We start from the raw sequence: 14,802 nt of genomic DNA, 5'->3' as shown, positions 1-14,802 counted from the left end.
GGGAGGGTGGGTTTGGCTATTAGCCTATGTTTCGCAGCAGCGAAACCCATACTTCGCCGTGCCCGCCGATGGATCAGCGATGGGCGGCTTCGAGGATCGATAGAAGCGTCTGCTTCCGGTCGAGGTTATAGGCCTGCGACACGGTGACCTTCTCCCCCACCTCGCTGGCCAGATCCGCCATGCGTGCCGCAGCGGCGAGGTCTCCCGCGAAGGCGGCCTGGCGCGCCCGGTCGGAAAGATGGTCGCCAAGATGCTCCAGAAAGAAGCCGAGTGCGACGTCTGCATCCTTCGCCGAGAGCACGTCGGACAAACGATGCATCGCTCGTCTTGCGGCAGGCCCCTCCTCCGCCAGCATCTGGTTGAATGCGCTGACAATGTCGGCGCCGCCGTAGTTCAGAAGCTTGAGCACCTGCGAGACGCTCCCTTTCGACATGGGGAGCACGGTCTCCCTTGTCCGGCCTTCGATCGAAACGCCCAGTGCTTCGAGCGCACGCAGAAGATCCTGCTCGCCGAGCGGTGACAGGCGCAGCGGCAGGCAACGGGAGCGTATGGTCGGCAGGAGCTTACCCGGGGCATGCGACAGGACGAGGAACATCGCCCGCTTCGGTGGCTCCTCCAGGATCTTCAGGATGGCGTTGGCAGCATTGCGATTGAGATCATCGGCGGGATCGATGATGACGATACGCCAATTCCCCGTCCCGGATGTCTGGGAGAAGAAATGCCCCGCCCGCCGGACTTCGTCGATCGTGATCGCAGTCTTCTGCTTTCCTGACTTCTCATCGACCGGCCGGGTCAGGTGCAGGAGGTTATGGGAAGCGCCGGAGGCAATCTGCCGGCCGACCGCGGACTCTGGATCGGGGATTGCAAGCTGGGCCGGTGCCGTCTCCGGGTCGGGGTGAGCAAGAACGTGGGCCGCAAAACGGAAGGCAAGCGTCGCCTTGCCAATGCCCTCCGGGCCCTCGATGAGGATTGCATGGTGGGCTTTGCCCGTGCGGTAGGTGCGCGCCAGGAATTCTTCTGCAGCCTGATGACCGAACAGGTTCGGATTTCGTGCGGGCGGGATCGCGCCGTCAAGGATGTGAGCGTCCTCACCCATCAGACGTTTTCCGCGCTGGCCGTTACGTTATCCTGCCGCGCCGCCAGCGGTTCGACAATGGACAGGACCTCGGCTGCGATGGCATCCTCGGGCTGGTCCGCGTTTACGACGTGACACCTCCCCGGATCGGCGGAAGCGATCTCGAGAAAAGCCTCGCGACGCTTCTCATGGGTCTGGAGTTCCTCTCTTTCGAAACGATCGGGCGCAGTAGCCCCTCCCCTTGCACGCGCCCTTGCAAGTCCCTTTTCGGCAGGCAGGTCAAGGATCACTGTGCAGTCGGGATAGACGCCGTTGACAGCGATCCTCTGCAGGGCTTCGAGGTATTCGGTTTCAAGATTCCCGGTGACCCCCTGGTAGACTCTGGAAGAGTCCATGAACCGGTCGCACAGGACGACGGCACCGCTTTCCAGTGCCGGACGAATGACTTCCTCGACATGGTCGCTCCGGGCCGCGGCAAATAGGATCGCCTCCATGCGGACGCCGAACTCCTCTGCGGCGCCCGAAAGCAGCACGTGTCGTACCGCCTCCGCGCCCGGAGACCCTCCCGGCTCCCTCGTCACCAGAACGTCGAGGCCCCGCCGCCGGAGCGATTCCGCAAGGCGGCGAATCTGGGTGGACTTCCCTGCCCCTTCGCCGCCTTCGAACGTTACAAACAGTCCTGGTCTTTTTGCCAACCGCAACAACTCTTCACGCTTCCGGGCCACGGCGGCCCTCGGCCACGCTCCAGGCCATCAGCCATGCCTATCGCATCTGTTGCTAAGATAAAACCTCTCTGGCGCTACAACCAGAAGAACATGAGTTCGAGCAGTGCGTCGGTTGCCTTGGAGAGCAGCGTTCCGGATCCGACCGGATGGGCAGCCACGAGCTCGACCTCGCGAACCAGTCGCTCATCGGCGGAAATCTTCAGCATGCCAACCGGCTGTCCCTCGGAGATCGGCGCCCGCAGCGGCCACTGGTAGACGATCCTGCCGCTCAACCTCGGCGGCGTTTCCGTCGGCAGGTAAATATCTACAGGCTCGCGGGCCACCAGATCGAGATAGCGGGTCTCGCCTCCGTAGACGCTCACCTGGCCGACCACCTCGCCCGGAGAGAACAGAAGCTTCGTCTCGAATGAAGACAGCCCCCATTCAAGCACCCGACGAGCCTCTTCCAGCCGCTCCTTCTCACTCGCCAATCCACCCATGGCCAGAAAAAGCCTGGTGCCGCGGCGTTCGATGGATGCCACAAGAGCGTATCCAGAATCCTTGGCGTATCCCGCCCCCAGCCCATCGACACCGATGTTGAGCGACAGCAGGGGGTTCTTGTTCCGCTGAAAGATCCCGTTCCACTCGAAGTCCGGCTGCGAATAGAGCGCATATTGATCTGGATATTCCCGGTGAAGATGACGTGCCAGTTCCACAAGGTCTCGCGCCGTCGTGAAACTCTCCGCTGGAGGGAGCCCTGTGGGGTTTGCGAATGTCGAACGACTGAGACCCAGGTCCTTGGCCCGCGCGGTCATACGAGCCGCGAACTCCGCCTCGGAGCCACTTATCCCCTCGGCCAGGACGATGCAGGCGTCGTTGGCATTCTGGATCACGACGCCACTGATCAGGTCGGCCACAGGAACCGTCGAGTTCAACGCGGCAAACATCGTCGTTGTACCGGACGGTGCACCACCATTTCGCCATGCGTATTCCGTAACCGGAAAGCTGGTGGCTGCAGAAATTTCCCCCCGCTTCAAAGCGCTGAAGACAACCTCCATTGTCATCAACTTGGCTAGGGAAGCAGGCGGGAAGGCCTGGTTCTCGTTGACCGCCAGCAGAACCGTACCTGTCTTTGCCTCGACGAGATAGGCTTGCCTGGCCTTGGTGACGAAGCCGGCATCCGCCTGCTGTGCAACAGCCGCATCCATGCCGATCGTTGCCTGCACCAGGGCAAGCAGCACCAATACCAGAAATCTCATGACTGCTCCGCGTATGATCGGCATACGCGTATCAACATGGCACGATCGGGGCAATTGCGCTCGTGTTACTGCGACGCTTTTTTGCCGTATTGCCGACCGGCGTACGAAAGGATGGAGCTTTCGGTAAGGCCGTCATTGCGCACCATTACCGCATCGAAGACGAGTTCCACCTCGCTCACCGGTTCCACCACATAGGCCGATGTGAGGCCGCTCGAGAGCCCCACGATCCCATAACCGGGGCGCTCCGCAGGCAGCGGCCCCAACTCGGGCAGAGTTGCGAACGTATCCTGCGTGGCGAGGGCGTCGAACGCCTGGGCAGACGGAGCCCGTGGTCCGCTCGGCGTGGGTCCGCCGAAGGCGACCGGCACAGGAACCCCGCCGCCATAGCTCTGCAGTTCCTGGCCGAACGGGACATTGGAAGCAACCATGACGCCACTGGCGATCTGGCCTTCCGGCTGGACCGAAGGCAGACGGTCTCCCTTGCTGATATAGGAGGCCATCAGATACGGCATGTCGTGTCCGTCCATGCGTGCACGCCCGACATACTGGACGTTCACCTTCGCGGTTCCCGCCCGTTTCATGTCGAGCAGTTCCGCGGTCTTGGCGGAGACATCGATGATGCGGCCGGGATGGAACGGGCCACGATCATTGACGCGAACGATGACGGACGCACCGGTTTCGGTGTTCGTCACCCGAGCATAGCTAGGCAGAGGAAACGTCGGGTGTGCCGCCGACAGATGTTCCTTGTCGTAGACCTCGCCGTTGGCGGTGAGCCTGCCGTGAAAGGCCGAGCCGTACCATGAAGCCAGACCGGTCTTGTTGTAGGAAGGATCTTCGTTGGGGACGTAGGTCTTGCCCTTGACCTCGTAGGGCTTGCCGACCATGAAGCGCCCTCCTCCCTTAGGGACGGGCTTGCCTTCTGTCACCACGCGCGGGCTGGCCTTTACGCCATATTCCTTCTCGGAGAAGTATTCCTTGCTCCGCGGCTTCTGGCCTTTCGGTTGCGTGGTGGAACACGATGCCACGCCGAAACACATCAAGGCCATTCCAAGCCATTTCGCCGAATGGAAAAGTCTGCCGCCGCCAGATTTCAACTCTTAATGCCCCTGCCGTCACCGGGCGCCCCTGCACCCGTCATTGGTCAGTGCCCCAAGACGGGACCGTTCCGACCGAACAATGGTGACAACCAATGTTTTCAAAGTGGCGAAAATGCGAATGATTTCTGTGGGCAAATCAACGTTTCGCCTCGCATGGTTAGCGGGAGGTTAAGCCGCAACGACTAAGTGTTCCAGCGCGTTTGGAAATCGAGCGAACCGACGAGTATCGTTTCACCCATCTCGTCGCGCACCGAAACGCGAATGCCGCCACTGGAAATACCAGGCAGTTCCTCGCGGGCGACGTCGGTGAGGATGCGGCTCACCTCCTTCAATAGGAGATCATGCCGCATGGGGAGTGTTACCCCCATTTCATCCCGGGTCAGGCCGTCGCCGTTTGCAAGATCGAAGAAGTATCGGGGCATGTGTCGTCTCTTCCGGCATATATCCGTCGAAAACTTCTTAGGCAACTTTGTTCCAACCATCGGTGTTCTCCTCCACAACGAAACCCAACGTGTCGCCACCAAGAAGACAGGCTAGATGATCGAAGCGCTATTCCAGAACCTCGAACACCGGGACGTTCTTTCGGGAGCGGAGCGGGCTATTCTCCGCGAGACACTCTCGAAGGAGCGTAGCTTTGGAAAGGGCGACGACATCGTCGCCGAAGGAGCGCGGCCGACGGTCAGTACATTGCTTTGCGAAGGATTTGCCGCCCGCTACAAGATCACCGAAGGGGGAAGCCGCCAGATCACGGCGCTCCACGTCGCCGGCGATTTCGTCGATCTTCACGCCTTCCTGATGAAGACGATGGACCATGGAATCGTCGCACTTTCACCATGCCGCGTTCTTCTGGCCGAGCACGGCGACCTCAAATCGCTTACGGAAAATTCGCCTCACCTGACGCGGCTGATGTGGCTTGATACCCTGATCCACGGGGCGATCCATCGATCCTGGATCGTCGCCATGGGCCGACGCTCGAAGGCCTCCCATCTGGCCCACATCATGTGCGAACTCTATGTGCGCCTGCAGATAACCGGTCGCGTCGACGGACTAAGCTTCCACTTACCCCTCAGCCAGGCAGAAATGGCGGACGTGATGGGCCTGTCCCTCGTCCACATGAACCGGGTGATCCAGGCCATGCGACGCGAAAATCTGGTCACATGGATCAACCAGATGATCACCATTCTCGACTGGGACCGTCTATGCAGCCTGGCCGAATTCGACCGGACCTACCTCAACCTGTGGATTGAGCCGCGATAGAGTGCAAGCGGAGTGAGGACATCGCCTGCCCGTGCCTTGCAGTCGTCAGACTCGCATGTTGACGCTACCGAAGCTAGGAGCTAAAGCCCTTGCACCACATGGATCAGCATCGGCTCAGGAAGAGTGTCCGAGTGGTTTAAGGAACCGGTCTTGAAAACCGGCGTGCGGGAAACCGTACCGTGGGTTCGAATCCCACCTCTTCCGCCACTAGCACGCCTGTCCGACCCGGAGACATAGGTAACGGTTTGTCCCTAAGACATGGGTGACAACCTCGTGCCGAACGGGTTGTCGATGGTTTGCAATGTTCTCTGCTCCAGGTCGATATATCCGAGATCATAGTGCATGAAGCTGACGAGCCAAATGCCGTCGTCGACTTCCTTGAGCCCGAGCCTCTGTCCGGCCAGCACCGTCGAGATATTGATCTTCTTGCGATGGATGCAAAGCCGCCCGCAGTTGGTGACGATGGCGTCGCGATCGTGGAAGGGATAGTCGATGTCCGGCAGGCCCTGATAGAGTCTGGGCGATGTGGTGTAGAGCTCTGCCGGTACCTTCATAGACAGCGCCTCATGCGGCCGTTCTTCATTGAATTCGCTGACGAAACCGTCGAAACGCATCTGCTGCTGCAGGATATTGCGGCCCGGCGGCCTCGTCGCTTCCTTCTTGAGCGTCAGGTGCATGCGCTCGTGGCGGCCGTTCTCCTGCGGGTGGCCGGGACGGATGCGCTCGAGGGCGATGCCGAGCCTGAGCCACCAGACCGAGAGCTTTGACAGATTGTAGAGCCCGTTGGGACTGGCGAAGGGCAGGCCGTTGTCGGAGCGGATCGCGGCCGGTAGGCCCCGCTCGGCAAAAACCCGCCGAAAGGCCTCGAAGACACCCTGTTCGCGCGTCGATTCGAAGGCCTCGCAACACAGAAGATAGCGCGAGAGCTGGTCGGTGATCGTCAAGGGGTAACAGTATTGGCCGTTGCCCAGCTTGAACTCGCCCTTGAAGTCGGCGCACCAGAGATCGTTGGGACCAGGTGCTGCCGATAGCTGCGTGCCGACGGCCTTGTTCGCCCGGTTCCTCTTGCGGGCCTGGCTCACAAGGCCATGACGATCGAGTACGGCGTGTACGGTGCTCTTTGCCGGAATGCGCACATCGCCGGCCAGCCGTTTGACGAGCAGTTCCCTGATCTTCCTGGCACCCCAGTAAGGCTTCTCCTTCTTGAGGCGAACAATCATCGCCTCAACCGTATCCGGCAACTGGTTGGCATAGCGCACCGGCCGTCGGGATCGATCGGTCAGCGCTTCTAGGCCATCATCCTTGTAGCGGTTGAAGATCTTGTAGCCGGTCTTGCGCGAGATGCCGAACGCTCGGCACACCTCGCTCATGCCTTCGCCCTCAAGCAGCCGGGCGACAAATCGTAGACGTTCCTCCATGACCGAAGTCTCTCTCCACGGCATCGACACCTCCCGACAAAGTCGAAAAGTGTTACCCATGTCTCCGGTACGAAATGTCACCTATCTCCCAGGTCGGACAGCCGAGTGACCGCAAGTGGCTTCGATCCGCCCATTCTTGTCAATGCTCACTTAGTCCCTTCTCTTCCGTGAATATGCTCCAGGCGGAGATAAAGAGAGCGGCAACGAGCGGGCCGATGATGAAGCCGTTGACTCCGAACAGTGACAGGCCGCCGATGGTCGAGATCAGCACAACGTAGTCGGGAAGCCGCGTTTCCTTTCCGACCAGCGGCGGGCGCAGCAGATTGTCGACGAGCCCGATAACCAGGACGCCTACAAAGACGAGGATGGCAGCCTTCAGCCAGGCTCCCGTCAGGGCAAGGTAGATCGCTGTCGGCACCCAGACGACGGCCGCGCCAACGGCCGGAAGGAGCGACAGGAAGGCCATCAGCACGCCCCACAGAAGCGCCGCGTAGATGCCGAGCGCCCAGAAAGTCAGGCCTCCGATGGCACCCTGTATGAGCGCGATGATCAGGTTGCCGCGAACGGTCGCGCGGACCACAGAGGCAAACTTTGCGGCGAATCGCTGCGTATGGCCCTCACTGAGCGGTGACGACCGCCGAAGCACTGCGATCAGCCACCGCCCATCACGAAACAGGAAGAAGAGCAGATAGAGCATCACGCCGAAGACAATGAAGAACTGCAAAGTATTCTGACCGATGCTCAGGGCCCTGCCGGCGAAGAACCGGCCACCCTCCATGAAGACCGACGCAACTCGGTCTCTAATCTCATCGAAACCCATCAATTCGAGGCTTTCGATCGGCTCTCTCACGAATTCCGGGAGGGAGTTCTGCAATTGCTGAAGGATGCGTCTGATATCGATTTGGCCGGTGTCTATCTGCTGATAGAGGTTGTTTCCTTCCCTCACCAGCGAACTCAGGATCACCATCCCCGGTATAATGACAAGGCAGACGCAGATGGTGACGGACAGCACTGCCGCCAGGTTCCGGCGCTCACCCACCCAGGCCTCCAGCCTGGCATGCACGGGAAAGAAGATGATCGCCAGGACGACGGCCCAGAAGATGGCAGAATAGAACGGCAAGATGACCGCGACGAATGCGATCGTCACCAGGACCAGCAGGACGTAGAAACTAAAGCGCTGGACGGACATCACGGTACCTTTCGTCGATGAGAAGCCACGGACGGTGGCGGCTCGCTAAAGCCGTACCGCCACTCGGCGCTCCAGTGCGGCCAATGCGTCATATATCAGCACCGCCAATGCCCCCACGATCAACCCACCCTGCACCACGAAGGCGAGGTTGTTGGACTGAAGCCCGGCGATAATCACTTCACCCAGGGTCTTGGCCGCCACGGTCGATCCTATCGTGGCCGTCGCAAGGCTGATCACGACGGACAAGCGGATACCGGCGAGAATGATCGGCAAGGCGAGCGGCAGTTCGACCCTCAGCAGACGCTGCCAATCGGTCATTCCCGTACCGCGGGCCGCTTCCATGACCGGCTGAGGCAGTGTCGTCAGCCCGGTCAGAGTATTCTCGAAGATCGGCAGCAGGCCATAGAGGAAGAGTGCGATCAAGGTCGGCTTCTCGCCGAACCCGAAGATCGGTACGGCGAGAGCGAGGACGGCGACGGGGGGAAATGTCTGGCCGATGTTGACCAGGCTTCGCGACAATGGAAGGAATTCGCGTCCCACTGGCCGGCTCACCAGGATCGCCAGACCGATCGCGACAATCGCAGCCGCAGTGATCGCGATCGCAACCGTCAGAAGGTGTTGGGTGGTTAGCAGTAACAGGCTGCCCTGATTGTAGATGGCCGGCGCGTTTCGCTGCACGAGCGGCTTGAGAAGAGGTTCGAAGCTCTGCGGCGCCAGAAGAAACGCAACCAGCAATCCGAACAGGACAAGACGGAGAGTGCGTGGCAGCCATTTCTTCATCCCGTACCGCCCGCGCGCCTCAGGAGCGCTTCCAGGGTGACTCGACCCGCCGGGCTGCCGTCACCCGCCACCACCGGCAGGGCCTCCCGACGCGACCATAGAAGTTCTGCGAGCGCATCCTTCTGGCTTGTCCGCATCGGCATGGCGGGGCCCTCGGCCTCTCCCGCCTCGACCGCATCCTCGAGCGTGGCGAGCGCCAGCAGGCGATAGGGACGCTCTGCCGTACCGATCAGCGCCTCGACGAATGGCGTGGCCGGCCGCCGCACAAGTTCGTTCGGGCGTCCGTACTGAAGAAGCCGGCCACCATCCATCACCGCAATCTTGTCAGCGAGCCGAAAGGCTTCCTCCATGTCGTGTGTGACCAGGATGATGGTGGTGGAGAAATGCTGTTGGATGGTCAGCAGATCGTCCTGAGCCTTCGCCCGGATAATCGGGTCGAGCGCACCGAAGGGTTCGTCCATGAGCAATATGTTTGGCTCGGCCGCAAGTGCCCGCGCAACGCCGACGCGCTGCTGCTCGCCACCTGAAAGCTGGTGCGGGTAGCGAGGCCCGAAGATCTCGGGGTCAAGCTGAAAGAGCGACAGGAGCTCCGTCGCCTTTGCATCGATCCGTGCAGCATCCCACCCCAGCAACCTAGGCACCGTGGCGATGTTCTCGAAGACCGTCCGGTGCGGGAAGAGCCCGTGCCCCTGGATGGCATAGCCGATGCGGCGGCGGAGTTCGTGGCCGGGGATCGACCGGTTGTCCTCGCCGTCGATCCGGATCGAACCTGCATCCCGCTCCACCAGCCGGTTGATCATCCGCAACAGTGTGGTCTTTCCCGATCCGGAGGTGCCGACGATCACCGATATGGTATGCGGCGCCACCACCATGGAGACGTCGTCCACCACCGGCCTTCCGTCATAGAGCTTTGTGACGGACTCTATTTCGATCATCAGGTCCTTCCTCCCTGTGTGCGTGACGCAGTCATTTCGCTCAAAGCATCGAAGACGACCGCCGAGGCAAAGGCGAGCATCACTGTCGGCAAGGCTCCCAGCAGAACGAGGTCCGTAGCCGTCTGCCCAAGCCCCTGGAAGACGAAGGTTCCCAGACCTCCTCCTCCGATCAGGGCAGCCACCGTCGCAAGTCCGATGTTCTGGACGAGGACGATCCTGACGGCAGTCAGGATCACGGGCAGAGCCAGCGGGAGGTCTATCCGGAAGAGCCGCTGGGCCGACGTCATGCCGAGGCCCCTCGCCGCCTCCCGCGTGACCCTCGGCACTCCATCAAGTCCCGCCACTGTGTTGGCGACCACCGGAAGGAGCGAGTAAAGGAAGAGTGCGACGAAGGCCGGAGCCGCACCGATGCCGCGAATGCCGACCGCCGACGCTCCAGGAACATTGGCTGCAATCCAGCCCAGTGGACCGATGAGAATGCCGAAAAGCGCAATGGAAGGGATGGTCTGGATCAGGTTCAGCGTGTTGAGCATGGCGGATCTGACGGCAGGCGTTCTCTCGCAGAAAACACCCACCGGAAGCCCCACGACGGTCGCGGCAGCAAGGGAGCCCAGCGCCAGCAGAAGATGCCGCGTCATTTCGGTCCAGAAGACGTCGGCACGAGCGGCGTATTCCTTCATGATCGAGAGATCATTCCAGACACCGGACAACAGGACGACCATCAGCGTTGCCGCTGTCGCGACGAGGTAGAGGAGCCGCACCACGGGGCGCGGACTCGAGCGCGCTATGGCATCGATCGCAAGGAGAGCGAGCGCGAGGAACAGGATCCAGAACCCCGAGGCAGGGGAAATGCGGGCATAGCTGTTACCGTCCGGCTCCAGGAACTGCCCCGCAAGGCCGATGCCGAGGAAGATCGCTACGATGGCCATGACAGCCATAGGGAGGCGCATCGACGTCCGGGTGACCAGGAGGCCGGATAGAGCAGCGAGAGTCGCCAGGGCAAGAATCGCCCCGGCCGCCCATGCGGGCAAAGCAGACAAAAGGCCGACTGCCTCGCCCTGCACGATTCTGTTCGCCCTGACTGTCGCAAATGGGGAAGCGATGCCCAGGGCGACGAGTAACGCGATCGCAATGCCGAGCTTGTCGATCCGTGTGGTCACTCGCCAGTCCTGTCGGCTCGCCCGGTCATGGCCGCATGTTGGCATCGCTGCGAGAAGCAGACAACTATTTCAGGAAGCCGTTGCTCGTCAGGAAGTCCTCGGCGACAGCCTTGGCCGGTTCGCCGCCCACCTGCACGCGTCCGTTCAGATCCTGAAGCGTCACGAGGTCGAGCTTCTCGAAAACCGGCTGAAGAAGAGTTTCGATCTCCGGATGCTCCTGCAGCACCGATTCTCGCACGATTGGGGCCGGCTGATAGACGGGCTGCACACCCTTGTCGTCATCCAGCACCACGAGACCTGATGGCGCGATGCCCCCGTCGGTCCCGTAGACCATCGCCGCATTGGCGCCATTGGTCTGGTTGGCGGCTGCCGCGATCGTCGCTGCGGTGTCACCGCCGGAGAGCGTGATCAGTTGCTCCGGCTGCAGCGTGAACCCGTAAGTCGACTGGAAAGCCGGCAAGGCTGCGGCGGAGTTCACGAATTCCGACGAAGCGGCGAGCTTGACCTCTCCCCCACCGGCGACATAGGCACCGAAGTCGGACAAGGTCTTGAGGTTGTTTTCTTCCGCGAGATCCTTGCGTACGGCGATTGCCCAGGTGTTGTTCGCGGGCGACGGCGTCAACCAGACAATCTTGTTGGCATCGTAGTCAAGCTGCTTTGCGAGGGTATAAGCCTGGTCCGCATTCTTCCAGGCTGGATCCTCCGCCTTTTCGAAAAAGAATGCGGCGTTGCCGGTATATTCCGGGTAGATGTCTATCTCTCCAGCAGTGATCGCGGAGCGCACGACCGGTGTCGCCCCCAACTGAATCCGATCGGTGGTTGGGATACCATTGGCGTCCAGCACCTTCAGGATGATGTTTCCAAGAACGCCTCCTTCAGTGTCGATCTTGGATGACACGACGACCTGCGCAAACGCCGTTTCTGTTGCCAAGGCCAGCGCAAGTGCGAGTCCGGCCGTCCTGATAATCGAATGCATCAATAAACCCTCCGTCCTGAAATCATCGTGATGGGGTTCTCAAGTACCCCGTCCAGCCTCGCCGAAAAATAGATATGGGGCCCTCGCGCGCCGTGGCGAGTATCTCGTCATCAATTTTGCAGCGAAGGCGGAAAGTCCTCTCGGAGGCTGCATTGGTTTCCCGCTTCTTACGAGACAGCCGTCTCCTCCACCCTTACGTTGACATATTTCGCGCGGCCGGCGAGCCAGCCGTTCACTGCGGCGCCCAGGCCGAGCGCGGCAAAGAGCACGGACGTGGCCGCGAAGCTACCTGTCCAACCGCGAATGAAGCCGACGATAAGTGGACCGATTGATGCTAGGAGATATCCGACACATTGGGCCATGCCCGACAGATGGGACGCAATCAGCGGATCAGGAGAGCGCAGCACGATATTGGTCATGGCGGCGGCAATCAGTCCACCCTGCCCGATACCTTGCAGTACCGCCCATAGCCAGACCATCGACAGCGGCGCAAACAGGAGACCAAGAAGCGCGCCAACCGAAATGACGCAGAGCGCCGCGTTGACGACCCGCTGGTCCTTTCCCCGCACTGCGATGTGCGGCACGACCAAGCATGCTGCGGCCTGCACCATGACCGAGACCGAAACAATGCCACCGGCCGCGATCCCGTCCAGTCCCCTTTCGCGCAAGATCGGGACCAGCCACCCGAAGACGCAATAGGCCAATGCGGACTGGAGCCCCATATAGAGTGTTACCTGCCAGGCGAGCCTGTCTCGCCAGAGACCGACGACCCGCTTGCTGACACGCCTGTCGTGACGTCCTGCCCGCACCACCTGCGGCAACCAGACGAGCGCGGCAATCGCCGCCGGCAGCGCCCAGATGGCCAAGGCACCGCCCAGCCAGTTGCCGAGCGCATGTTCGACCGGGAGCGTCAGCCCCGCGGCCGCGGCCGCACCACCGCAAAGTGCCATTGTGTAGAGACCGGTCAGAAGCGCCATGCGGTCCGGAAAGTCGCGTTTGACCAGCCCCGGCAGCAGAACGTTGGCGACAGCGATGGACGCGCCCGCAACGGCAGTTCCGATGAACAGTAGCGGGAGGGAGGGAATGCCACGGATCGCCGTGCCGACGGTCAGCAGGATCACGACGAGGAGCAGGGTTCGCTCGGACCCGATCCTCTGCGCCAGGCGCGGTGCCAATGGGGAGAAGGCGCCCAGGCAGACGACCGGCAAGGTCGTGAGGAAACCGGCTCCCATATCTCCCAGCCCTAGTCCCGATCGGATCTCCGGAAGGAGTGCCGAAACGCTCGAAAATACCGGCCTCAGGTTGAAGGCGATCAGGACGAGGCTTGCTCCGAGAAGAAAGCGCGTGGCCAGTGATGGCTTGCGGCTGGCAACGACCCGCTCGGCCCCTTGCGTTGAACGAATAGGCAATTCCTGGTCCTTCAGTTCAGTCTGGATTGTACTTCCATCGGTCAGCGGTGAGGTCGCAAGCGGCCGAATACATCATCCGGCTGGTACCAGTTGCTGCCTTGCCCGGCAATGCCGCTTGTCTGCCGGGTGGTACGCAGCAGATCGGCCACGCAAGCCTCTTGTTTTTGCCTCGCCGGCATGCTTGCGGTAGCGCGCATCTCACCGGACACCCAACATGCCAAACTACGCGATTCCCGCCGCCACCATCGGCCTCCTTCTCCTGTCCAACCTGTTCATGACCTTCGCCTGGTATGGCCACCTCAAATTCAAGTCGTCACCGCTTTACGTCGTCATCCTTGCGAGTTGGGGAATTGCGCTGCTCGAGTACTGCTTCCAGGTTCCCGCGAACCGGATCGGGCATGGCTATTTCAACGCGGCGCAGCTCAAGACGATCCAGGAAATCATCACCCTGTCTGTCTTCGTACTCTTCTCGATCTTCTACCTCGGGGAATCCTTCCACTGGAAGCAGGGCCTCGGCTTTGCGTTCATTGCGCTCGGCGCCTTCTTCATCTTCGCCAAGTGAGCGGAACCGGAATACCGGGCAGCAGTTTCACCTGCCGGGTCGCGTGTGGCGGCCAGGATGGCAGGAGGCACCACAGTCCATGGCAGCGCGTGGCGCGATAAGGATCGGTATATCAGGCTGGACCTACAAGCCGTGGCGCGGCGTCTTTTATCCGGAGGACCTGCCGCAGAAGCGTGAGCTGAGTTATGCGGCCGGGAAATTCCCAACGATCGAGATCAACGGGACCTTCTATGGATTGCAACGGCCTCAGTCCTTCGCCAAGTGGTACGATGCGACGCCGGAAGATTTCGTCTTCGCCGTCAAGGGCTCTCGCTACATCACGCACATGAAGCGGCTGCGCGACATCGAGCTTCCGCTGGCGAACTTCCTGGCGTCCGGCCTGCTGAAGCTTCGTCACAAGCTGGGTCCGATCCTGTGGCAATTTCCGCCGCGCATGTCCTTCGACAAGTCGCGTTTCGAGGACTTCCTGGCGATGCTCCCAAAGAACACCGAAGACGCCGCCCGGCTTGCGCGACGCCACGACGGACGGCTGGAAGGAAGGGCTTTCGCGGAGACTGACCTGAACCGGCCCCTGCGGCACGCCTTCGAGATCCGCCACGAGAGTTTTCGCTGCGAGGAGTTCATCGCACTCTTGCGACGTCATGGAGCAGGTCTTGTGGTCGCCGACACTGTCGAATGGCCCCTTCTCATGGATTTGACTGCCGACTTTGTCTACTGCCGTCTCCACGGATCCGAGGAGCTCTATGTCAGCGGCTATGATGCGCCGGCGCTTGACCGATGGGCCGCGCTGATCCGTGCCTGGGCATCGGGGCGAGATCCCAAGGAGGCGGAGCGCGTCCTCCCTGCCGCGGCGGACCTTCCCCGCGGGCGTGATGTCTATGTCTATTTCGACAATGACGCAAAAGTGCGCGCGCCTGCAGATGCAACCGATCTGATCAGGCGGCTTGAGCGGCAGCGTTAGCCCGTCCAAAAGGTGGCCGG

15 protein-coding genes and 1 tRNA gene are annotated in these 14,802 nt (G+C 61.2%); 4 read left to right on the top strand and 12 right to left on the bottom strand.

What is annotated here, in order from left to right:
• Positions 1-73: 73 nt before the first annotated feature.
• From NT26_RS08565 to NT26_RS08545, 5 genes are all read right to left on the bottom strand, one after another.
• A complete protein-coding gene (locus tag NT26_RS08565) occupies positions 74-1,096 on the bottom strand; it encodes a DNA polymerase III subunit delta' (RefSeq protein ID WP_052638383.1) in 1,023 nt (340 codons plus the stop codon).
• Positions 1,096-1,770: a dTMP kinase gene (gene tmk / locus NT26_RS08560; RefSeq protein ID WP_052638382.1), complete on the bottom strand. Its 675-nt coding sequence runs from the start codon at positions 1,768-1,770 to the stop codon at positions 1,096-1,098. Before tmk ends, NT26_RS08565 begins: the two co-directional genes overlap by 1 nt.
• Before the next feature lie 104 nt (positions 1,771-1,874).
• Complete coding sequence (locus NT26_RS08555; protein ID WP_082077800.1) at positions 1,875-3,038, bottom strand: D-alanyl-D-alanine carboxypeptidase family protein; 1,164 nt, start codon at positions 3,036-3,038, stop codon at positions 1,875-1,877.
• 65 nt (positions 3,039-3,103) lie between these two features.
• A complete protein-coding gene (locus tag NT26_RS08550; protein WP_052638380.1) occupies positions 3,104-4,084 on the bottom strand; it encodes a septal ring lytic transglycosylase RlpA family protein in 981 nt (326 codons plus the stop codon).
• A gap of 233 nt (positions 4,085-4,317) precedes the next feature.
• On the bottom strand, positions 4,318-4,557 hold the full coding sequence (locus NT26_RS08545) for a DUF6894 family protein (RefSeq protein ID WP_052638379.1): 240 nt from the start codon (positions 4,555-4,557) through the stop codon (positions 4,318-4,320).
• A 115-nt stretch (positions 4,558-4,672) separates the two neighbouring features.
• Here NT26_RS08545 and NT26_RS08540 point away from each other — a divergent pair, with 115 nt between their 5' ends.
• Together NT26_RS08540 and NT26_RS08535 are read left to right on the top strand one after the other, a co-directional pair.
• Positions 4,673-5,392, top strand: coding sequence for a Crp/Fnr family transcriptional regulator (locus NT26_RS08540; protein WP_052638378.1), 720 nt, complete (start codon positions 4,673-4,675; stop codon positions 5,390-5,392).
• A 117-nt stretch (positions 5,393-5,509) separates the two neighbouring features.
• Positions 5,510-5,599 (top strand) — tRNA-Ser (locus NT26_RS08535).
• Positions 5,600-5,643: 44 nt separating this feature from the next.
• Here the strand turns inward: NT26_RS08535 and NT26_RS08530 are convergent.
• The 7 genes from NT26_RS08530 to NT26_RS08500 form a co-directional block, all read right to left on the bottom strand.
• Entirely contained in the window at positions 5,644-6,834 is a 1,191-nt protein-coding gene (locus NT26_RS08530) for an IS481 family transposase (protein WP_052636742.1), read from the bottom strand.
• 115 nt (positions 6,835-6,949) lie between these two features.
• Positions 6,950-7,999, bottom strand: a complete 1,050-nt coding sequence (locus tag NT26_RS08525; protein ID WP_052638377.1) for an AI-2E family transporter — start codon at positions 7,997-7,999, stop codon at positions 6,950-6,952.
• 45 nt (positions 8,000-8,044) lie between these two features.
• Complete coding sequence (locus tag NT26_RS08520) at positions 8,045-8,779, bottom strand: ABC transporter permease (RefSeq protein ID WP_052638376.1); 735 nt, start codon at positions 8,777-8,779, stop codon at positions 8,045-8,047.
• Positions 8,776-9,714: an ABC transporter ATP-binding protein gene (locus NT26_RS08515; RefSeq protein WP_052638375.1), complete on the bottom strand. Its 939-nt coding sequence runs from the start codon at positions 9,712-9,714 to the stop codon at positions 8,776-8,778. Before NT26_RS08515 ends, NT26_RS08520 begins: the two co-directional genes overlap by 4 nt.
• Entirely contained in the window at positions 9,714-10,919 is a 1,206-nt protein-coding gene (locus NT26_RS08510; protein ID WP_052638374.1) for an ABC transporter permease, read from the bottom strand. Before NT26_RS08510 ends, NT26_RS08515 begins: the two co-directional genes overlap by 1 nt.
• 19 nt (positions 10,920-10,938) lie before the next feature.
• A complete protein-coding gene (gene osmF, locus NT26_RS08505) occupies positions 10,939-11,850 on the bottom strand; it encodes a glycine betaine ABC transporter substrate-binding protein OsmF (protein WP_052638373.1) in 912 nt (303 codons plus the stop codon).
• 167 nt (positions 11,851-12,017) lie between these two features.
• The gene (locus NT26_RS08500) at positions 12,018-13,259 is read right to left on the bottom strand and encodes a CynX/NimT family MFS transporter (protein ID WP_425287730.1); all 1,242 of its coding nucleotides are present in this window, start codon (positions 13,257-13,259) and stop codon (positions 12,018-12,020) included.
• A gap of 214 nt (positions 13,260-13,473) precedes the next feature.
• Between NT26_RS08500 and NT26_RS08495 the strand changes: the two genes are divergently transcribed.
• On the top strand, positions 13,474-13,821 hold the full coding sequence (locus tag NT26_RS08495; protein WP_052638372.1) for a DMT family protein: 348 nt from the start codon (positions 13,474-13,476) through the stop codon (positions 13,819-13,821).
• Positions 13,822-13,900: 79 nt separating this feature from the next.
• Positions 13,901-14,782: a DUF72 domain-containing protein gene (locus tag NT26_RS08490; protein ID WP_052638371.1), complete on the top strand. Its 882-nt coding sequence runs from the start codon at positions 13,901-13,903 to the stop codon at positions 14,780-14,782.
• The last annotated feature ends 20 nt before the right edge of the window (positions 14,783-14,802 follow it).

This window comes from Pseudorhizobium banfieldiae, from assembly GCF_000967425.1.
Taxonomy (GTDB): Bacteria; Pseudomonadota; Alphaproteobacteria; order Rhizobiales; family Rhizobiaceae; genus Neorhizobium; species Neorhizobium banfieldiae.
The sequence above is the reverse complement of the archived record's forward strand: the minus strand, read 5'-3'. Positions and strand labels throughout refer to the sequence as shown.